The organism is Streptomyces phaeochromogenes (assembly GCF_001418655.1).
In the GTDB taxonomy this organism is placed as follows: Bacteria; Actinomycetota; Actinomycetes; order Streptomycetales; family Streptomycetaceae; genus Streptomyces; species Streptomyces phaeochromogenes.
Map to the genome: position 1 here is coordinate 1 of NZ_LIQZ01000073.1, position 20081 is coordinate 20081.

Below are 20081 nucleotides of genomic sequence, written 5' to 3' on the forward strand. Positions count from 1 at the left end.
GGGACGGGAATGGGTAGGGGCGGCGGGGGCGAAAAAGGTCCGTCGAGCCACCCCCGCGCTACGGCCGGAGCGCCCGCAGCAGCAAGTCCGCCAAGTGATCGGCGACCTCCGTCGGGGTCATCGGGCCCTCCGGGCTGTACCACGTGGACAGGTGGTGGACGGAACCGAAGTGGTAGTCCACGACGAGGTCGGCAGGGGTGGCCGTGGAGAAGACCCCGGCCTCCTGCCCCTCCTCGATCAGCGCACGGAACCGCTCGTGGTACCGCCGCCGCTCGGCCCGCACCTGCTTGTTCTTCTCAGGACTCAAGTGGTGCATGGAGCGAAAGAAGATCGCCGCGTCATCAAGGTTGTCGATCGTCGTGACGACGACATCGGCGGCGGCCCCCCGCAACCGCTCCTCCACCGGCGCGTCCGCGTCGGCGAAGGCGTCGAGCCGTTCCTGCTGAACCCGCAGCACACGCGCGTACACCTCGTGGAGCAGGTCGTCCTTGGAGCCGAAGTAGTGGTACAGCGCCCCCTTGGTGACACCGGCCGCCTCGACGATCTCCTGGACCGAGGTGCGGTCGTAACCGCGCTCGGCGAAGAGCCGGGTGGCGGCTGCCAACAGCCGCCGCGGGACGGGCGTGCCGTCCCCGTCCGTCGTCCTGGGCACTGCCGCCACCTGCCTTCCAGTGTCAATGTGCAGTTCTGTTTCCGTGGTCCGCCGGCGTCACCGGCCACCCCACGGCGGTCTACTGACCGTCCTGCGACCGGTAACGCAGCTCCCGACGGAGGATCTTCCCACTTGCCGTCTTCGGCAAGTCGGGCAGGATCTCGACCTGGCGCGGGTATTTGTAGGCGGCCAGTCTCTCCTTGCAGTACGCGGCGAACGCATCCGGGTCCTCATCCGCGCCCGGCCGAAGGCTGATGTACGCCTTGACGGTCTCGCCACGGTATCCGTCGGGCACCCCGACGACAGCCGCCTCGCGGACCGCGGGGTGGGTGTAGAGGACGTCCTCTACCTCGCGCGGCCACACCTTGAAGCCGGACGCGTTGATCATGTCCTTCTTGCGGTCGACCACGTAGAGCCAGCCGTCCGTGTCCATGAAGCCGATGTCGCCGGTGCGCAGTTCGCCGTCGGGGAAGGTCTCCGCGGTGGCCTCGGGCAGGCGCCAGTAGCCGGGCACGACCTGCGGACCGCGTACGAGGATCTCGCCCTGCTCCCCGAAGGGGACCTCCGCGCCCTGCTCGTCGACGATCCTCACCACCGTGTCGGGCCCGGGCAGACCGACGGCCAGCGTCCCGGAGACCGGGTCGACTGGGGCCTCGCGACCGGGCGGCACCGAGGCACAGGGCGCGGTGCACTCGGTGAGTCCGTACCCGTTGCGGATGTACGGCCCGAAGCCGGCCCGGAACTTCTCGACGAGCGCGGGCGGCACGGGCGCGCCGCCGGAGGAGATGTTGACGAAGGATGAGAAGTGGTCCGGCGTGACGGACGGATGCGCGGCCAGGGCCATGAAGGCGGTCGAGGGGCCGACGGTGTAGTGGGGCCGGTGCTCGGCGAACGCGTCGAGGACGACCCCCGACTCGAAGCGGTACGCGAGGACGAGCGTGCCCACGCTGTTGAGGCACGCGGCGAACTGGCAGACCATCCCGGTGATGTGGAACAGCGGTGCCATCGCGAAGTACACGGGCGCCTCGGGCAGCGCGAGGCCGGTCCGCTGCCGCTCGGCGTTGTACATGATGTTGCCGTGCGTGTTGGTGGCTCCCTTGGGAGCACCGCTGGTGCCCGAGGTGTAGCTGATCAGCGCCACGTCCGAGGGACCGAGGTCGCGGCCCTCGGGGGCCCGGAGACCTGCCCTCGCGACAGTCACCAGATCATCGGCGTCCGGCGCCTGCGGCAGCCGCTCGAAGTTCAGCACGCGTGCGTCGCCCCGCGTCTGCAGATCCAGTTCGCAGCCGGTGAGCACGACGCGTACGGGCGAGTCGGCGGCGGTCTCGCGCAGGTACGACTCCCAGGCCCGGTCGGAGCAGATCAGTGCGGTGACCTCACCGTCCCGCAGGACGTGGGTTACCTCGCCCGACTTGTACATCGGGTTGACGGGCAGGACGGTCGCGCTGGCCTTCCAGGCGCCGAGGACGGCGAGGACGAAGAGCGGGGAGTTCTGCAGCAGGACGGCGACGCGGTCGCCGCGCTCAAGGCCCCGGGCGGCGAGGTGCCCTGCGACGGAATCGCTCAGCTCGTCGACCTCGCGGTAGGTAAGGCGTCCGTCGAAGTAGGTGAGGAAGGTGCGGTCGGGGGCCTCGGCGACGGCTCGGCGCAGGGCGTGCACGGGCGAGTCGACCGGGCTTATGGGCCCGCGCTGGGCGTCGTTCAGGAGCGCGAGCCACGGCTGGGCCGCGTACAGGGAGGTGGTCACCGGCCGTCCGCCTCCCACTTCTGCTGGATGTGGTTCATGTTCGTCAGCCAGCGGTCGGGGTCGGTGGCCCGCGCCCGGTAGTAGTCGGCGACCTCGGGGTGCGGCAGGATCAGGAAGCGGTCCTCCTCGATCCCGGCGAAGAGGGCGTCGGCGACGGCCTCGGGCTCGATGGCGGTGGGCGCGAGAACGAGATCCCCGGCACTGCCCGTGCTCGCGAGCATGTCGGTGCGGACACCCTGCGGACAGATCGCGTGAACCTTCAGACCACGGTGGCGGTACGTGAGGGAGAGCCACTCGGCGAAGGCGTACGCACCGTGCTTGGTGACGCTGTACGGGGCCGCGCCGACCATCGTGAGCAGTCCCGCCGCGGAGACGGTGGAGACGAAACGGCCGCTGCCGCGCTCCAGCCAGCCGGGGATCAGCTGGTTGGCCGCACGGACGTGGGCCATCACGTTCACGTCCCAGGCGAGCTCCCAGACCCGTTCGGGAGCCGCCTCCGAGCCGCCGGAGCCGAGCCCGGCGTTGGCGCAGTAGACGTCGACCGTGCCCCCGAGCGCGTCCCGCGCCTCGGCCACGATCGCGGAGGCATCCCCCGGAACGGCGATCGCCCCTATCTCCTCGGCAACGGCCTTCGCCTTCCCGGCATCCAGATCATTGACGACGACCCGGGCCCCTTCGGCAGCGAACCGCCGCGCCAACGCGGCCCCGATGCCCCCTCCAGCTCCGGTGACAACCACTCCGGCACCCTGCACGGCTTCCACCTTCGGTCTCCTTCGACACGACGAGATGAGGCTCTGCTCGACCATCAGACTAACCGGTCGGTATGCACGCCGTAAGGGGCGCGGGACTGCGTCAATACGCGGCTCCGCCGCGCGGGCGCGACAAGCCACAATGCACCCGCAGCTTACGAACGACCGGCGGAGCCCTTAGCGTGCTCCTGCCAGCCTTCCGCGGACAACGGAGGTCACACATGCGCCGCCTCTCCAGACGGAGTCTCCTCGCCGCCACAACCGCCGCGGCGGCGTTCTCGGCGAGCCCGCCCACCTCAGCCGCAGCAGCAGCCGCCCAGGAAGCACAGGAACAGAGGGGCGCCCGCCGCCTGCGGACCGGCTTCGAGCGTCTCGCCGCGGACGGCTACACCCTCCTCGACGGCGAACGCGTGGGAATCGTCACCAACCCGACCGGCATCACACGCGACGTCCGCCACATCGTCGACGTCATGCACGCGGACGACCGGGTGAACCTGGTGGCCGTCTTCGGCCCCGAGCACGGCTTCCGCGGCACCGCCCAGGCCGGCGGCTCCGAGGGCCGCTACGACGACCCGGCGACCGGTCTCCCGGTCTACGACACGTATCTGAAGAGCGGGCAGCCGCTGGCCGACATCTTCACGGCCTCCGGCGTGGACACCGTCGTCTTCGACATCCAGGACGCGGGCGCCCGCTTCTACACGTACATCTGGACGCTGTACGACTGCATGGAGGCGGCCCGGCTCGCCGGGAAGCGGTTCGTGGTGCTCGACCGGCCGAACCCGGTGACCGGCCGGAGCGCCCAGGGCCCCGTGCTGCACAAGGAGTTCGCGACCTTCGTGGGCCGGGAGCCGATCTCACAGGCGCACGGGATGACGGTGGCGGAACTGGCGCGGCTGTTCAACAAGGAGTTCCTCGCGGCGCCGGTGCCGCTGGACACCGTGCTGATGTCGGGCTGGAAGCGCTCGGACTTCTACGACGCCTCGGGCCTCCCCTGGGTGCCGCCGAGCCCCAACATGCCGACGCCGGACACCGCGCTCGTGTACTCGGGGACGTGTCTCTTCGAGGGGACGAACCTGTCGGAGGGGCGTGGCACGACCCGCCCGTTCGAGCTGCTCGGCGCGGAGGGGATCGACCGGCGGTGGGCCGCCGAGGCGGGGCAACTCGGGCTGCCCGGTGTGCACTTCAGGGAGGCGTACTTCGCGCCGACCTTCTCGAAGTTCCAGGGCAAGACCGTCGGGGGCGTGCAGATCCATGTCCACGACCGGGCCGCGTACGACCCCGTACGCACCGGGATCGTGCTGCTGGTGACCGCCAAGAAGGTGTGGAGCGGCTTCAGTTGGCGCTCCGACAACTGGATCGACAAGCTGACGGGTTCCACGCAGGTCCGCACGATGATCGACGCGGGCGCGGGTGCCGACGAGGTCGTGGCGGCCTGGCAGGGCGAGCTGGCGGCCTTCCGCCGGATGCGCGGGAAGTACCTCCTCTATCGCTGAGACATGAGTTCGGGCCGGTCGGACCGCACCTGACGTATGGCCAACTCCCCTCCGCAGCGGGACGATGCCCGCATATGAGCGGGTTACGGGGGCCGAAGGAGGCTCGTCATGGCGGAGCCGGAAGTGGGTGTGACTCCCTACTGGGAGCTGACGTTCGACGCGGACGGGGATGTGAACGCGGGGCAGCGCGACCGGCTGCTGAAGGAGGCGTCGGAGCGGGGCGTCAAGGATCTGATCGTGTTCGCGCACGGCTGGAACAGCGACCGGTCGGGGGCGACACGGCTCTACAGCCGGTTCTTCGAACCGTTCCCCGGGCTCGCGCCGAACGCGCGGCTCGGGTTCGTGGGCGTGGTGTGGCCGTCGATGCGGTTCTCGGACGAGCCGATCCCCGACTTCGAGCGGACGGTGACGGCAGCGACCGTGGGGCCGGCTCTGGACAAGGGCACCCGCGGCGGTCTGCTGGAGGTCTTCCCCGGCCGGGCCACCCTGGTCGACCAGATCGCCCGGATGCTCGACCAACAGCCGGACGAGGAAGCGGCATTGGAGGAGTTCGGTCGGCTCGTACGGCTGCTCGTCGAGCTGCATCCCGAGGCGCCGGGGACGGCGTTCGCCGCGGACACCGTGGCGGCGGCCGGGCCGCAGTGCGACCCGGAGATGTTCCTCGGGGACCCGGCGGAGATGTGCCGGGAGTTCGCGCGGGCACTGGCGGAGGAACGGGCCGGCGCCGACGGCGAGCTCGCGGTCGGAGTCGGGACCGGGACCAGGGCCGGGAGCGAAGGAGTCCAGGCGTCCTTCGGGCTTCCCCGCGTCTGGGACGGCGCGCATGAACTGCTGCGGCAGGCAACGTACTTCGCCATGAAGCGGCGCGCGGGCACGGTCGGTGAGCGCGGTCTTGGCCCGCTGGTCGGACGGCTCTCGCAGGTGGCGCCCGGGCTGCGGGTGCATCTCGTGGGGCACAGCTTCGGCGGGCGCCTGGTGTCGTTCGCGCTGCGCGGGCTGCCCAAGGGCGTACGGAACGTGAAGTCGGTGACACTGCTCCAAGCGGCCTTCTCCCACTACGCGTTCGCGGCGCGGCTGCCGCACGACGCGCGGGGCAAGGGCGTCCTGCACGGTCAACAGGACCGTGTCGACGGCCCGTTGGTCTGCTGCTTCTCGCGCTTCGACTCGGCGCTCGGGACGGTCTACCCGATGGCCTCCCGGATGGCGGGCGACAGCGACTCCGCCGTCGACCTCCGGCTTCCGCGTCTTCTCGGCAGCAAGTGGGGGGCGTTGGGGTTCGACGGGGTGCAGGCGGTGGCGGGCACGAAGGGGTTCGAGCTCGCCGACGCGCTGCGGGCGAAGCTGCCCGTGTCGGGGTGCGTGAACATCGACGCGTCCGCGGTGGTGAAGCGCGGCGGAGCCCCGTCGGGGGCCCACAGCGACATCTGTCACCGGGAGTTGGCGCAGGTGGTGCTGGCGGCGGGCCGTATCCGGTGACCCGCCGCCTGCTGGTCCCTGTCGTCACCGGTGTGAGGCGAACTCCACGACCTGCTGGTAGGTCGGCCGGTTCTGCCAGCTGATCTTGTTGTGCTTGATGCCGCCCAGCGTGCGCTGGTTGACCGAGTCGGCACACCACTGGTCGCCGGCCGAGCAGAGGTCGTCGCCCGGGTAGACCTGGGCGGCGGTCTTCGCCGCGGCCTCCTTGAGGCTGTTGATCAGGATGGTCCGGCAGGCAGTGAGGCTGCCGCCGCCGCAGTACGGCTTGGCGAGTCCGCCCTCCACGGTCTCGCCGAGCACCGCCCGGATGTCCTTGTGGACGTAGCTCCACCAGCCGTACTGGAAGGAGCTTCCGGCGTGCGAGCCGGTGGGCCCGTGTCCGGCCGACGGGGGCTCGTCCACGGGGAGGTTGCTGGTCATGGCGGTGTAGAGGTCGCTGCCGAGGCCGGGTTCGAACTCGGCCTTCACCAGCAGCGGCCACCAGGCGTCCAGGATGCGGATCGCCTCGGCGTTGGCGTACGCCTTCGAACCGGCCGAGGTCTCCTTGCGTTTGGCGCCGGCCGTCACCCAGTCGGACAGCTTCGTCACCGCCGCAGCTGCCGCCGTGTCGGTGACCGGCGAACTGTTGACGACCTTCAGCAGCTTGGGCAGTACGTCCTCGGCACGCAGGTCGGCCAGCGCCGCGTCGGCCATCGCCTTGGTGAGCGACGCCCTGGTCACCCCGCCCGCGGTGACCAGCTTTTTCACCCGGTCCTCCAGGAGGTTCCCGCGGTGGACGGAGCCGTTGCCCCAGGGAGCCGTGGTGTAGTCCTTGGCCTGTTTGTTGTTCCAGGAGATGTAGTAGTCCTGGTCGATGGAGTTGGGGTGGGCGGACGCCGGGGTGTAGTCGGCGGTGTTGGTCGTCGGCGTCCAGTTCTTCCACTCGTACGCGGACTGCGCCCAGACCGGGAACTCGGCGTCGACGCCGTTGGCGCGGACCGGGTTGTCACCGCTGTTGTAGTACGCGGTGTGCTGCGAGTCGGCGTAGAACCAGTTGAAGGTGTAGTTGATGTGCTGCACCGCCGACTGGAAGGTCTGGGGGCTCTTCACATAGTCGGGGTCGTTGAGCATCTGGAAGCCGATGATCGAGTCGGCCTCGTGCATGTAGGAGGAGCGCAGGGTGGTGTACGCGACCCGTTTGCCGTCGACCGTGGCGCGATGCGTCACCGGGCCGTACTTGGTGCGCCAGACCTGCATCCGGTACGAGCCGGCCGCGGTGCCGTCGGCGGTGGTGGGCTTCCAGGCGTTGGTCTGCTCGATCTTGTCCATGGCCGTGCAGGTGCCGCGGTAGAGGTAGTGGGTGTCGTCCTGGCACAGCTCGACCGCGTAGGTGTCGATGATGTCCTGGCCGGAGGTCGTGGCGCTCCACGCGTAGTCCTGGCCGCGGCCGAGTTCGACGTACATGCTGAGGCCCGCGAAGGAGGCGCCACGGGCGCTGAGGCCGGGGCCCTGGATCTCCTGGAGCATCAGCAGCTGTGGCGCGAAATAGCCGGTCTGTGGTCCGAAGACGGCGATCGGGTTGCCGCTCGCCGTGCTCTTGCCGCTCACCACGAGGGCGTTGGACATGCCGCGCTTCGCCGAGCTGAGGGCGCTCGCCGTCGCCGCGGCGGACGTCCCGGTGGCCGTGGTGGTGGCCGCGCTGCCGGTGCGGTCGTAGACCAGGGGCTCCTCGGCCACCGAGCCCGCGGCGGGCAGGGCCTCGCCCTGGGGGTCGGCCGGCTTGGTGGCGTACGGGAAGCTCTCGCCGTTGTGGACGGTGAGCACGGCCTCGGGGTCGTTGCGCTCGCGGAAGGACTCCCAGACCTTGGTGCCCTCCTCCACGCCGTACTTGGACTGGGCGGCGAGCAGTGAGATGGCGTTGTTGACCTCGCCGCCGCCCCCGGAGCCGAAGAGCGCGCCGATGACGGAGGCGAGGGCGACCAGGTCGGTCTCCTTGAAGTGCTCGATGGTCCCGGCGTTGGTGACGGAGTCCTTGTGGCCGGTCAGGACGTACTCGCCGGGGAAGTAGCGACCGCTGTCGGAGGCGTCGATGTAGGCGTTGATGCCGGCGATGTAGGCCCGGACGTCGGCGAGGGCCTGCTGGCCGCGGGCGCCGTTCGTGGCGACGGCGTTGTCGATCTGGGCCTGGAGGTCGGCCTCGGTGTAGGGGGCGTGGCGCCAGAACTCCTGCTCAAGGCCCTGGTTGGAGGGCGCGCCACCGGCGAAGGGGGTCAGCTTGCCGCGTCCGACGTGCCGGAAGACGTCCATCAGCCACAGCCGGTCCTGGGCTGCCGCGTACCCGGCGCCGAACTCCGTGCCGTAACGCGTGGTGCCTGTGATGTGCGGCACACCGGTCTTCTTGTCGCGGACGATCGTGACGTCGGTGCGTCCGGCGGGCTTCAGGGTCGACTCGACCTGGTCGGCGGGGACCCCGAACGAGGCGTCCCTGAAGAAGTCGTTGATCTTGGCGTCGGTGAGCCCGGAGTACCCCGACGCGAGGTTGCCATAGGGCGCGAGCTGGTCGTCCGCGTGTGCGGGCTGGGTGCCGAAGGCCTGGTTCAGGATGATCTCGGCGAGGGTCGCGTTGCCGTTCTGGCCCGCCGGGAGGATGTCGGAACACCGGCCGCCGCAGTAGTCGTTCGCGGCTGCCGCGGCCGGTGCCGAGGCGGGCTGCGCGGCGGCCGTCTGGGAAAGCGGAGACAAAAGACCGGCAACGAGTGCGCATATGGATGCGCCCTTGAGGAACTTGGTGAATCTGCGGGGAGTTCTCTGTCTGTCGAGGATGGTGCGTGGGGTACGCCGGGGCATGGCTGGCTCCTCGCGACGGGGGTGAGCCGGACGTTACCGCCGGTATCCCCGAGTTTGAAGATGAACATGCGTCACTTTTGGCGCCGGAGGGGTCGACGGATCCCCCGACGCACCGTCGGCCGCAGCGGCCGACGGCGAGAAGCAGACGGTGGACGGCCGAGAACCGTCTGATGGGCGGTCCGAAATCGCCCGATTGGCGGCTTTCCGGCAGTCGCCGAAAAACAGATGGAGCCGAATCGCGTGTCGATACGTCTATTCGGCGACGTCCTTTCGACGACGCCGAAGTGACCGAAGTACAGGTGCAGGTGTGACGGAGGTGCAGGGCGATGGCCGGCTTTCGGAGTCTGGCGAGACAGGTGCGCGACCCGAGGAGCGATCTGGCACTGCGGCGCTATTCACTGCGCAAGTGCCTTGAGAGGTTCGCTCCTTACGGTCACCGGGCGACCTGGGACCATCTGTGCTCCCGGGCCGGGTTCGGCCCCGAGGACCGGTCCCCCGATCCAGCGCGGCTCGTGGCCGCACTGGACGAACTGGAGGAGGCGCGCTCCGTATGGCTCGCCTACGAGGCCGGGTTCGCACAGCGCCGCAAGAAGGAGAAGCACGACGGTCTGCGCAGCCCCGGCAGCGTGGACGACTGGCACCGGCTCACCTGGGGCGGCTTCGGGGTCGCCTGGTGCGACGACCCGCGGGTCCACCCCCATGAGCCGATGGCCGAGGTGCTGCGCCGGCTGATCGCCGCCCTGGAGCGCGAGCCGGGCACCGTCTGCCCGGTCTGCTCGGGCGAGCGCCTCACCTGGAAGTACGACCTGGCCCACGAACCGTCGACGGGTCCGGTCTGCACGGCCTGCGGGATCGTGGTCCCGCGGCCGGTTCTCACGCCCGAGGCCCTGGCAGAAGCCAGAAGAGGGCGTCTATTGGTGTCGGTGGCGAGCTAGGCGTGCCGGGGGTGCGCCGGCGGAACCGCACCCCCGGGCGATCGGCTACGGCGTCTTGACGTCGGTGTGGATGGCGAGCTTGAACTCGGCGAGCATCAGCGGTGTCGAGACCTTCACGTCCCCCGCGCCGCGCACGGAGATCTTCAGCCCGAGCGGCGTCCCCGGATGGACGAACATCTGCCACATGTAGGTGCGGTACTGACCGCCGCGGGTGGGTGCGATGTCGGTCGTGGCCGTCGAGTTGTAGCCCGTCGAGAGGTTCAGCGGGTCCCGGACGTAGCGCGCCCGGTATTCGAGTCCGGCGGAGTCCGCCTCCCAGAAGACCATCGCGGACAGGACGCCCCAGCCGTCGTGGCTGGGCCAGATCAGGGCCGAGCGGGCGTCGGGGAACGCCGACGCACTGTCGCCGCCCTGCGCCGGGTCGTGCATGTTCCAGGGGTCGTACTGCTCCTCCCCCGTGACGTACGGGAAGCGCACGAGGTGGTACCCGTCGCTGTCGTACGTGATCGTCTGCGCCCCCGTGTGCGCGGCTTCCCACTTGAGCGAGCAGATGGCCAGGCTCATCGCCTGTTCCTCCTTCGATCTCCGGTTGTCAGTGGCGCCTGGCACCATCGGGGCATGGTGCAGGTGTGTGTGAACGGGGGACGCGGGTCCGGCGACGGCGCTCTCGTGCCGCTGTCGCCGGGGGCGATGGCCGACTCCGCGGCGGAGGCCGTCGCGGTCGGGGCGTCGGACATCCATGTACATCCCAAGTCCCCCTGTGGAGAAGACACGCTGTCGCCGAAAGCGGTTGCAGCGACGCTGGAGCACATACGTTCCCGGGTCACCGTCCCCGTCGGCGTGACCACCGGCGCCTGGGCCGAGCCCGACCCCACCGCCCGCGTGGCCCGCATCCGCGAATGGACCGTCCTGCCCGACCACGCCTCGGTCAACTGGCACGAGCCGGGCGCCGAGCAGGTCGCCGCGGCCCTCCTGGAGCGGGGCGTGGCCGTGGAGGCGGGCATCTGGTCCGACACGGACGGAGCGGCACGCTTCGCGGCGTCCCCACTCGGCCCACGGGTCCTGCGCGTCCTGGCGGAGGTGACCGACCAGGATCCCGACACGGCCGAGGCCTCGGCGCGGGAGCTCCTGGCCGCGCTCGGCCCGGCTCACGGCCGCCCCCTCCTGCTGCACGGCGAGGAGGGCGGCACCTGGCCGGTCCTCCGGCTCGCCGGTCACCTCGGGCTCGCGACGCGGATCGGCCTGGAGGACACGCTGTTCCTGCCGGACGGCCAACGGGCGGCGTCCAATGCGGAGTTGGTGGCGGAAGGGCTGGTCCAGCACGAGAGAGCACGGCGCGCCCTCTGACCACTCGTCCTCCGGCTCCGGCTCCGGCTCCGGCTCCGGCTCCGGCTCCGGCTCCGGCTCCGGCCGAGCACATACCAGTCCCAAAATCCTTCGCTCCACCCCTTTCCCGTACGGACAGTTGGAGGCGATGAAACCGGTCTGAGGAATCCGAGGAGTCCCACCATGTCGACGCTGCGCGTCACCGCCGAAGTGCTGACCGTCCACGAGCATCCGAACGCCGACGCGCTCGAACTGGCCCAGGTGGGCCTGTACCGAGCAGTCGTCGCCAAGGGCGTGTACCGCACCGGTGAGACCGCCGTCTACATCCCCGAGCAGTCCGTGCTGCCCGAGGAGCTGATCGAGGAGCTGGGCCTGACCGGACGCCTCGCGGGCAGCAGGTCGGACCGGGTGAAGGCGGTGCGGCTGCGCGGCGAGCTGTCGCAGGGCATCGTCTGCCTGCCGAAGGCGCTGGCCGGCGTCGACCTCGCACGGGCCGCGGCGGACGGCACGGACTTCGCGGAGCGGCTCGGCATCACCAAGTGGGTGCCGCCGATACCGCCCACGATGGACGGCGAGGTCGAGCCTGCCCCCGATCTGCTGCCCTGGGTCGACATCGAGAACATCCAGCGCTACCCGGACATCTTCGCCCCGGGCGAGGATGTGGTCCTGACCGAGAAGCTGCACGGCTCGGCCTGCCTGCTCACGTACTTCGCCGAGGACGGCCGCGTCCAGGTCTCCTCGAAGGGCTTCGGCGGCAAGTACCTGGCCCTGACGGAGGACCCGCGCAACCTGTACTGGCGCGCGGTCCACGGGCACGGTGTCGCGGCAGCCGCGGCCCGGCTCGCCGAACGGCTCGGGGCGCGCCGGGTCGGCGTCTTCGGCGAGGTGTACGGAGCGGGCGTCCAGGACCTCACCTACGGCGCCGACGGCCGCCGCGAGACGCTCGGGTACGCGGTGTTCGACGTGTCCGCGGAGATCGACGGCGAGGTCCGCTGGCTGGACGCGACGGAGCTGCTCACGGGCGAACTGCCGCTCGTGCCACGGCTCTACGAAGGCCCGTACGACATCGGCCGCGTCCTGGAGTTCGCCTCCGGGCGCGAGACGGTCTCCGGGCAGGGGCTGCATCTGCGCGAGGGTGTCGTGATCAGGCCCGCCACCGAGCGGTACAGCCCGGTGACGGGCGGCCGGGCCGTCGCGAAGGCGGTCAGCCCGGCGTATCTGACACGGAAGGGCGGCACGGAGTACGAGTGAGGAGGGGCCCGGGGCCATCAGGAGCCCGGTGACCGCGTCAGCCGCAGTTCCTGGGCTCCTTCTCCGGCTGCTCGCGCTGCTTCCTGGTGCCCGGGCGTTCCACCATCAGGCGGGAGCCGCTCTGCCGTTCGCCGAAGACGTCGTCGGGGTTGGACAGGACGCAGGTCTCCAGCGAGAGACAGCCACAGCCGATGCAGTCGGTGAGGTGGTCGCGCAGGCGGCCCAACTGCTTGATGCGCTCGTCGAGTTCGGACCGCCAGGCCTCCGAGAGGCGGGCCCAGTCCTCGCGCGTCGGAGTGCGCTCCTCGGGCAGCTCGGCGAGCGCGTCGCGGATCGTGGCCAGCGGGATCCCGACGCGCTGCGCGGCCCGTACGAAGGCGACCCGGCGCAGCGCGTCGCGGTGGTAGCGGCGCTGATTGCCTGTCGTGCGGCGGCTGCTGATCAGGCCCTTGGACTCGTAGAAGTGCAGGGCCGAGACGGCGGCGCCGCTGCGGGCCGACAGCTGGCCGACCGTGAGTTCGTGGATCTTCTCGGGAATCTGGGGCACCCCTCGAAGCCTACCCATGCCGTCGACCCGCCTCGCCCGCCCTCCTCGTCACGCGTCACGCTTCCGGTCCGTTGACATGGAACCCTCGCCCTACCATGCTAAGCAGTTGCTTAGACATTGCTACGCGGGAGGCCAGGGACATGGCAGAGCCGAGGATCTTCACGTCCGCCGACGAACTGAAGGCGGCGGTGGGCGAGCAGTTGGGGTACAGCGACTGGCTGGAGGTCGACCAGAAGCGGATCGATCTGTTCGCCGAAGCGACAGGGGACCACCAGTGGATTCACGTGGACCCCGAGAAGGCCGCGGCGGGTCCCTTTGGGACGACCATCGCCCACGGGTACCTGACGTTGTCGCTGCTGCCGCTGTTCGGGCCCCAGCTGATCAAGGTCGAGGGGGTGAAGATGGGCGTCAACTACGGGACGAACAAGGTTCGTTTTCCCGCTCCGGTGCCGGTGGGGTCGCGGCTGCGCGCGACGGCGAAGATCACGGGGGTCGATGAGGTGCCTGGTGGGGTGCAGGTGTCCGTCGGTTTCACCGTGGAGCGGGAGGGGGGCGACAAGCCGGTCTGTGCGGCTGAGTCCGTGTCCCGGTACTACTTCTAGCTCGGTACTGCTTCCCGGCTGTCCGTGGCGTGAGCTGCGGGTCGGTCGTGGCTGGGCGCGCCCCGCGGCAGAGCCGCAGGTGTCACAGCCCCGCGCCCCTAACGGGGCCCGGCCCCGACCATCCTCAGGACCAGGTCCGCGTACAAGGCGCCCACCTCTTCCGGCGTCCTCGTCCCGTTGACGTTGAACCAGCGGGCCACGTCGATGCACAGGGAGAGGACCGCGAGGGTGGTGCCCGGGACGTCCGGGACGTCGAAGTCGCCCGCCGCCACGCCGTCCTGGATGATGCCGCGGACCTCGGCGTCGACCTGGCGGCGCAGGGCGATGATCTCGGCCCGGGCGTCCGGGCCGAGCGAGTCCAGTTCGTACTGCACGACCCGTGCGGTGGTACGCCCGCCGGCGTGCCAGCGGACGAAGGAGCTCACGGCGTCCGCCAGCCGCTCGGCGGCGCCGCCCTCGCCCTGGGCCGCCGTCCGCAGGATCTCCAGGGCCTTCTCGTGGCCGATCCTGCTGATCCGGTGGAGCAGTTCTTCCTTGGTCTTGTAGTGGATGTAGAGCGCGGCCGGGCTCATCCCCGCCCGGCCCGCGATGTCACGGGTCGTCGTCGCGTGGTACCCGCGCTCGGCGAAGGCCTCCACGGCGGCGACGAGCAGCCGCCGGGCCGCGTCCGGGGTGACCTCGGCCCACGGCGGCATCTCCGCACCGGCCGTCTCCTCCGCCGTACTCATCGCTGGTTCGCCCCTTCCACTGGCAGAACGAACACCATACCTCCGATACTGAGCGGGCGCTTAGAGTGCCCGATCAGAGGCGTGGAAATCCCGCTCAGCGGGTTACAGCTTCTCGAAGGGGTCGTGTGCGGCGAGGAGCTTCTCCAGACGGGCCTGGTCGACCCGGCTGACGATCTGCCCGGCCTCCTGACGGTCGCGGATCACCTTGGCGAGGGTGAAGGCGGAGGTGACGAGGTAGAGGACGGCGATCCCGAGGAAGGCGCGCACCCAGGTGTCGGCCTCCAGCTTGAAGATGCCGATGGTGGTGGCGACGACGGCGACGCCGAACGATAGGACCGCCTGGCCGTAGAAGGCGGCGGTGTTCTGCTGCTTGACCGGTGTCTCACTCATGCGCACCAGAGTCGGCCCACGTGGCCGCGGCCACATCCGCTCGCGTACTCAGACGCGTACTCAGAAGGCCGAAATCCCTGTCAGTGCACGGCCGATGACCAGTTTCTGGATCTGACTGGTGCCTTCGTAGAGGGTCATCACGCGGGCGTCGCGCAGCAGCTTGCCGACCGGGTACTCGTCGATGTAGCCGTAGCCGCCGAAGACCTGGAGGGCGTTGTTCGCGGCGCGCACGGCGGCCTCCGAGGCGAAGAGCTTGGCCTTGGAGGACTCGGTGGCGAACGGCTCGCCCCGGTCGACGAGATCGGCGACCCGCCAGGTGAGGAGCCGGGCCGCGTCGACGTCCACGGCGATGTCGCTGAGCAGTTCCTGGACGAGCTGGTGGTGGGCGATGGTCTTGCCGAACTGCTCGCGCTCGGTCGCGTACGTCACGGCGGCGTCCAGCGCGGCCTGGGCGATGCCGACACAGCCGGCCGCGACGGACATCCGACCCTTGGCCAGCGCGGACATGGCGATGGAGAAGCCCTTGCCCTCGGGTCCGAGCAGCGTCGAGGCAGGTACGCGGACGTCTTCCAGGACCAGCTCGGCGGTGGCCTGGCCGCGCAGTCCGAGCTTGCCGTGGACGGTGCGGCGGGTCAGGCCGGGGGTGTCGGTGGGCACGAGGAAGGCGGAGACGCCCTTGTGGCCGGGGGCGTCGGTCGAGCGGGCGAAGAGCAGCACGACGTCGGCCCAGGTGCCGTTGGTGATGAACATCTTGCTGCCGCTGATCACGTAGTCGTCGCCGTCGCGTACCGCCCTGGTCGACAAGTTGCCGGCGTCGGATCCGGTGCCCGGTTCGGTGAGGCCGAAGCAGCCGACGTACGCGCCCGAGGTGAGCCCCGGCAGCCACTGCCGCTTCTGTTCCTCGCTCCCCCAGGACGCGATGGTCTTGGCGACGAGGCCCAGGGAGACCGAGACGATGCCGCGGACCGAGGAGTCGCCCCGGCCCAGCTCCTCCGTCACCAGGCAGTACGCGAGGTGGTCACCGCCGGATCCGCCGTACTCCTCGTCGACCGTGAGGCCCAGGAAGCCGACGTCGCCGAGCTTCTTCACGATCGAGCGGTCGACCTCCTCCGCCCGGTCCCAGGCGACGACGTGCGGGGCGATCTCCCGGTCCACGAAGTCCCTGGCGAGCCGTCGGACGGCGGTCTGCTCCTCGCTGAGCCCCAGGTTCATGACGAGTCCTCCCGGTCGAAGGCCACGTGACGGCCGCGACATGACTGCTGCAGCATTAAATTAGCACTGCTAGTTTCTGGTTCGCAGCCCTACTATGTGCGCCATGGCCAGACCGCGCAAGCCCCTCCTCAGCACCGACCGGATCGTCGGGGCGGCCCGGACGCTGGTGGACGCCGAAGGCCTGGCCGCCGTCTCGACGCGCCGGCTCGCCGCCGAACTGGGTGTGAGCGGTCCGTCCCTCTACAACCACTTCCGGACCAAGGACCAGATCCTGGAGGCGGTCGCGGACTCGGTCAGCGCGCAGGTCGACCTGTCGATGTTCGAGGACGGGCGCGACTGGCGCACCGCGCTGCACGACTGGGCCGTCTCCTACCGGGCCGCCCTGCGCGACCACCCGAACATCGTCCCGGTCCTGGCCCGTGGCCCCGGCCGCCGCCCGGCCGGACTGCGGCTCGCCGACGCCGTCTTCGGTGCGATGGTCGAGGCCGGGTGGCCCCCGGCGCAGGCCACGTCCATCGGCGCGCTGATGCGGTACTTCGTGATGGGCTCCGCGCTGGGATCGTTCGCCGGGGGCTTCGTGGACGACGAGACCGCGTACGACCCCGCCGACTACCCCCACCTCGGGCAGGCGCATCTTCTCGCCGAGCAGCAGGAGAAGATCGACGAGCGGGCCTTCGAGACGGGGCTCAGGGCGTTGCTGGACGGGTTGGCGTCGCAGTACGAGGGGCTGCGCGGGGAGTAGGCGTTCCGCTTGCGCTCATCGTTCGGCGCTCGCCGAACTGTGTGTCGCGCATGCTGGGTGCATGACCTCCTCACGTCCGGGCCGTACGAGCAGTGCGCGCGCCGAGGCCGCCGGGCTCGCCGCCCTCGCCTCTCTCGTCGCCGACGAGACGCGGGCCGGGTTCCTGCTGGCGCTGCTCGACGGGCGGGCGTGGACCGCCGGGGAGCTGGCCCGGCATGCGGGGGTCGCCGCGTCGACGGCCAGCGAGCACCTGGGCAAGCTCGTCGCGGGCGGGCTGCTCGCCGAGGAACGGCAGGGGCGGCACCGGTACGTACGGCTGGCCGACGCCCGGGTCGCCCAGCTCGTCGAGGACCTCGCCGCCCAGGTCGCGCCGACGGCCGCCGTACGACCACGCACCCTGCGTGAGGCCGGCGCGGGCAGCGCGATGGCCCGGGGACGCACCTGCTACGACCACCTGGCCGGCCGCCTCGGCATCGCCGTCACCGACGCGCTGACAGGGCTCGGACTGCTCCGGCAGGACACGGGGTTCGCGCTCACCGACGAGGGGGTGCGCTGGTTCGACGGCCTCGGCGTCCCCCTCGTACGCACCGGTCGACGCCCGATCGCCCGGGCCTGCCTGGACTGGACGGAACGCCGTCCCCATCTCGCCGGCGTCGCGGGAGCCGCGCTGTGCCGGCACGCCCTGGACACGGGCTGGTGCGTACGCATCGGCTCGGAGCGAGCCGTGAAGGTCACGGCCGAGGGCGAACGGGCGTTGTCGGAACTACTGGGAATCCAGCCGGAAACGCTCCACTGACCCGCGCCCGCCGGAGGGACGCCCGGTCCGAAAACCGCGAGCCCTTTCCGGTCACCCCGCCTAGCCTCTGGATCGTGATGAAGTCTCTCCCCTCCCCCCGTCGTACGGAACTGCTCGCGGCCGGAGCCGCGACAGTCACCGTGCTGCTGTGGGCCTCCGCGTTCGTGTCCATCCGAAGTGCGGGCGAGGCGTACGCGCCCGGTGCGCTGGCGCTCGGCCGGCTGCTCGCCGGGGTGCTGGTCCTCGGCGTGATCTGTCTGATACGCCGGGAGGGGCTGCCGCCGCGTGCCGCCTGGCCGGGCATCGTGGTGTCCGGGCTGCTCTGGTTCGGGCTCTACATGGTGGTGCTCAACTGGGGTGAGCAGAAGGTCGACGCGGGCACCGCCGCCCTGGTGGTGAACGTCGGCCCGCTGATCATGGCCCTGCTCGCGGGGTGGCTCCTCAAGGAGGGGCTGCCGCCGAGGCTGCTCGCCGGGATGGCCGTGTCGTTCGCGGGAGCGGCGGTCGTCGGCCTGTCCATGTCGGGCGAGGGCAGCGCCTCCGTGCTCGGCGTGCTGCTCTGTCTGCTCGCCGCGGTTGCGTACGCGGGCGGTGTGGTCGCCCAGAAGCCGGCCCTGCGGCACGGTTCCGCGCTCCAGGTGACGACGTTCGGCTGTGCGATCGGGGCGGTCGCCTGTCTGCCGTTCGCGGGGCAGCTGGTGTCCGATGCCGCCGACGCCCCGCTGTCCGCGACCCTCAACATGGTGTACCTGGGCGTCTTCCCGACCGCCCTCGCGTTCACCACCTGGGCGTTCGCACTGGCCCGTACGACGGCCGGGAAGATGGGCGCCACGACGTACGCGGTGCCCGCGCTGGTCGTGCTGATGTCCTGGGTGGCACTCGACGAGGTGCCGGGCTGGATCACGCTCGTCGGCGGGCTGGTGTGTCTGGCGGGGGTGGCGGTGTCGCGGTCGCGCCCGCGAACGGCCGCCGCGGCGGAGGAAGTTGGGCCTGCGGCTGCCGCCGGGCCGGTCGCCGCGGCCCCGGAGACGAGTCCGGAGCCGCAGCGCGAGCAGGCCTAGGCGGCCCGGCCTCTCAGCGTGAACGCGCCCTGTCCGCAAGGACCTTGATCGACCCGAGGGCGATCACGGCGAGCCCGATGATGTACGCGGCCACCGACATCGACGTGCCCGTCGTCTCCAGCAGAAGCACCATCACGAAGGGCGCGAGCCCGCCTCCCAGGACGGCTGCGATCTGATAGCCGAGCGAGGCACCCGTGTACCGCATCTCGGGGGTGAACAGCTCGGCGAACAGGGCCGCCTGGGGCCCGTACATGATGCTGAGGAAACAGCTGGCGACGAACGTGCCGACCGCCAGCCACAACAGCGAGCCCGTGTCGATCAGCAGGAACATCGGTACGGCCCACAGGGCGATGCCGGCCGCGCCGAGACCGTAGATCCGGATGCGGCCGATGCGGTCGGAGAGCGCGGCGGACGCGGGGATCAGGACGAGCTGGGTGAGGCTCACGCAGAGGGAGACCGTGAGGACGGCGCCGCGGTTCATGTCGAGTTCGCGGGTCGTGTAGTCGAGGACGCCGGTGATCAGGATGTAGAAGGTCGCGGTGTTCACGGCGAACGAGCCGCCCGCGAGGAAGACCGTGCCGAGGTGGCCGCGGAGGATGGTGCGGAGTGGGGAGTTCCGCGCGCGGTCGCCGCCCTTTCCCTTGCCTACTCCCTTGCCTGCTTCCTTACCTGCTTCCTTGTCTGCTCCCTGTTCTGTTGCCTGGCCCTTCTCCTCCTTCTCCTTCTCGGCCAGGGCCCGTTCGGCCGCCCGGAACTCCGGGGTCTCCTCGACGTGCTTGTGGATGTACCAGGCGAGTACGAGGACGAGCAGGCCAACCAGGAACGGGAGCCGCCACCCCCACGCGGCGAACGCCGACTCGCTGGTGAACGCGCCGGCGAGCAGGAACACCGAGTTGGCGGTCACCACACCGATGGGGACGCCGAGTTGGACGAAGCTGCCGTAGATGCCCCGCTTGCCTTCCGGGGCGTACTCGGTGGCGAGGAGCATCGCGCCGCCCCACTGCGCGCCGACCGCGATGCCCTGCATGACGCGAAGCGTGACGAGGAGGACCGGGGCGGCCATGCCGATCGTCTCGTACGTCGGGAGAAGGCCGATGCCTGTCGTGGCCACGCCCATCAGGGTCAGGGCCAGGACCAGCATGGGCTTGCGGCCTCGTTTGTCGCCGAGGTGGCCTGCGATTACTCCGCCGAAGGGGCGGGCGAGGAAGCCGACCGCGAAGGTGGCGAACGAGGCGAGGACTCCTGCGGAGGGGCTGCCTGCGGGGAAGTACAGGTCTCCGAGGACCAGGGCCGCCGCTATGCCGAAGACGAAGTAGTCGTACCACTCGACTGCTGAGGCGAGGGCGGCGGCCGTTGCGCCTTTGCGGCGGTTTCTGGCGTCTTGCGCGGGGGTGGATGTGCTGGGGAGAGCGGAAGGAGCGGTGTCCATGTGGTGCACACTCCGGTGGGTGCGGGGACGTTCGCGGCAACGTACTGACCGGACGGTATGTGGGTCAACGGGTGTGCGGGGATTGGTCTTTTCTCGCCCCCGCCGCCCCTACCCGTCCC

The 20081-nt window shown here is 70.4% G+C and carries 19 protein-coding genes; 9 read left to right on the plus strand and 10 right to left on the minus strand.

What is annotated here, in order from left to right:
• Positions 1-58 precede the first annotated feature (58 nt).
• The 3 genes from AOK17_RS11070 to AOK17_RS11080 all read right to left on the minus strand — a co-directional run bounded on the left by AOK17_RS11070 (position 59) and on the right by AOK17_RS11080 (position 3205).
• Positions 59-652, minus strand: a complete 594-nt coding sequence (locus AOK17_RS11070) for a TetR/AcrR family transcriptional regulator (protein ID WP_055612239.1) — start codon at positions 650-652, stop codon at positions 59-61.
• Positions 653-731: 79 nt separating this feature from the next.
• Positions 732-2399 (minus strand): class I adenylate-forming enzyme family protein, encoded by a 1668-nt coding sequence (locus tag AOK17_RS11075; RefSeq protein ID WP_055612240.1) that lies wholly within the window; start codon positions 2397-2399, stop codon positions 732-734.
• Entirely contained in the window at positions 2396-3205 is an 810-nt protein-coding gene (locus AOK17_RS11080; protein WP_055612223.1) for an SDR family oxidoreductase, read from the minus strand. Before AOK17_RS11080 ends, AOK17_RS11075 begins: the two co-directional genes overlap by 4 nt.
• Before the next feature lie 164 nt (positions 3206-3369).
• Between AOK17_RS11080 and AOK17_RS11085 the strand changes: the two genes are divergently transcribed.
• Together AOK17_RS11085 and AOK17_RS11090 are read left to right on the plus strand one after the other, a co-directional pair.
• Positions 3370-4641 (plus strand): exo-beta-N-acetylmuramidase NamZ family protein, encoded by a 1272-nt coding sequence (locus tag AOK17_RS11085; protein WP_055612224.1) that lies wholly within the window; start codon positions 3370-3372, stop codon positions 4639-4641.
• 108 nt (positions 4642-4749) lie between these two features.
• Complete coding sequence (locus AOK17_RS11090) at positions 4750-6117, plus strand: hypothetical protein (protein ID WP_055612225.1); 1368 nt, start codon at positions 4750-4752, stop codon at positions 6115-6117.
• A 24-nt stretch (positions 6118-6141) separates the two neighbouring features.
• On the opposite strand, the gene AOK17_RS11095 is transcribed toward AOK17_RS11090, so the two are convergent.
• Complete coding sequence (locus AOK17_RS11095) at positions 6142-8943, minus strand: penicillin acylase family protein (protein ID WP_079052935.1); 2802 nt, start codon at positions 8941-8943, stop codon at positions 6142-6144.
• 326 nt (positions 8944-9269) lie between these two features.
• On the opposite strand from AOK17_RS11095, the gene AOK17_RS11100 reads away from it, so the two are divergent.
• Positions 9270-9878: a hypothetical protein gene (locus AOK17_RS11100; protein WP_055612227.1), complete on the plus strand. Its 609-nt coding sequence runs from the start codon at positions 9270-9272 to the stop codon at positions 9876-9878.
• A gap of 45 nt (positions 9879-9923) precedes the next feature.
• On the opposite strand, the gene AOK17_RS11105 is transcribed toward AOK17_RS11100, so the two are convergent.
• A complete protein-coding gene (locus AOK17_RS11105) occupies positions 9924-10442 on the minus strand; it encodes a hypothetical protein (RefSeq protein ID WP_055612228.1) in 519 nt (172 codons plus the stop codon).
• A gap of 54 nt (positions 10443-10496) precedes the next feature.
• Between AOK17_RS11105 and AOK17_RS11110 the strand changes: the two genes are divergently transcribed.
• Together AOK17_RS11110 and AOK17_RS11115 are read left to right on the plus strand one after the other, a co-directional pair.
• Positions 10497-11225 (plus strand): 3-keto-5-aminohexanoate cleavage protein, encoded by a 729-nt coding sequence (locus AOK17_RS11110; RefSeq protein ID WP_055612229.1) that lies wholly within the window; start codon positions 10497-10499, stop codon positions 11223-11225.
• Between the two features lie 162 nt (positions 11226-11387).
• Positions 11388-12455, plus strand: coding sequence for an RNA ligase (ATP) (locus tag AOK17_RS11115; RefSeq protein WP_055612230.1), 1068 nt, complete (start codon positions 11388-11390; stop codon positions 12453-12455).
• Between the two features lie 37 nt (positions 12456-12492).
• Here AOK17_RS11115 and soxR read toward each other — a convergent pair whose 3' ends face one another.
• The gene (gene soxR / locus AOK17_RS11120) at positions 12493-13002 is read right to left on the minus strand and encodes a redox-sensitive transcriptional activator SoxR (RefSeq protein ID WP_055612231.1); all 510 of its coding nucleotides are present in this window, start codon (positions 13000-13002) and stop codon (positions 12493-12495) included.
• Positions 13003-13142: 140 nt separating this feature from the next.
• Here soxR and AOK17_RS11125 point away from each other — a divergent pair, with 140 nt between their 5' ends.
• On the plus strand, positions 13143-13604 hold the full coding sequence (locus tag AOK17_RS11125) for a MaoC family dehydratase (protein ID WP_055612241.1): 462 nt from the start codon (positions 13143-13145) through the stop codon (positions 13602-13604).
• A gap of 98 nt (positions 13605-13702) precedes the next feature.
• Here AOK17_RS11125 and AOK17_RS11130 read toward each other — a convergent pair whose 3' ends face one another.
• From AOK17_RS11130 to AOK17_RS11140, 3 genes are all read right to left on the minus strand, one after another.
• A complete protein-coding gene (locus tag AOK17_RS11130; protein ID WP_055612232.1) occupies positions 13703-14332 on the minus strand; it encodes a TetR/AcrR family transcriptional regulator in 630 nt (209 codons plus the stop codon).
• Positions 14333-14434: 102 nt separating this feature from the next.
• On the minus strand, positions 14435-14722 hold the full coding sequence (locus AOK17_RS11135) for a YiaA/YiaB family inner membrane protein (protein WP_055612233.1): 288 nt from the start codon (positions 14720-14722) through the stop codon (positions 14435-14437).
• Between the two features lie 60 nt (positions 14723-14782).
• Entirely contained in the window at positions 14783-15934 is a 1152-nt protein-coding gene (locus AOK17_RS11140; RefSeq protein ID WP_055612234.1) for an acyl-CoA dehydrogenase family protein, read from the minus strand.
• 103 nt (positions 15935-16037) lie between these two features.
• On the opposite strand from AOK17_RS11140, the gene AOK17_RS11145 reads away from it, so the two are divergent.
• The 3 genes from AOK17_RS11145 (at position 16038) to AOK17_RS11155 (ending at position 18533) form a co-directional block, all read left to right on the plus strand.
• Positions 16038-16676 (plus strand): TetR/AcrR family transcriptional regulator, encoded by a 639-nt coding sequence (locus AOK17_RS11145; protein ID WP_055612235.1) that lies wholly within the window; start codon positions 16038-16040, stop codon positions 16674-16676.
• A gap of 61 nt (positions 16677-16737) precedes the next feature.
• Positions 16738-17472: an ArsR/SmtB family transcription factor gene (locus AOK17_RS11150; protein WP_055612236.1), complete on the plus strand. Its 735-nt coding sequence runs from the start codon at positions 16738-16740 to the stop codon at positions 17470-17472.
• Between the two features lie 77 nt (positions 17473-17549).
• Positions 17550-18533, plus strand: coding sequence for a DMT family transporter (locus AOK17_RS11155; RefSeq protein ID WP_055612237.1), 984 nt, complete (start codon positions 17550-17552; stop codon positions 18531-18533).
• Between the two features lie 13 nt (positions 18534-18546).
• Here AOK17_RS11155 and AOK17_RS11160 read toward each other — a convergent pair whose 3' ends face one another.
• Entirely contained in the window at positions 18547-19962 is a 1416-nt protein-coding gene (locus AOK17_RS11160) for an MFS transporter (RefSeq protein WP_055612238.1), read from the minus strand.
• Between the last annotated feature and the right edge of the window lie 119 nt (positions 19963-20081).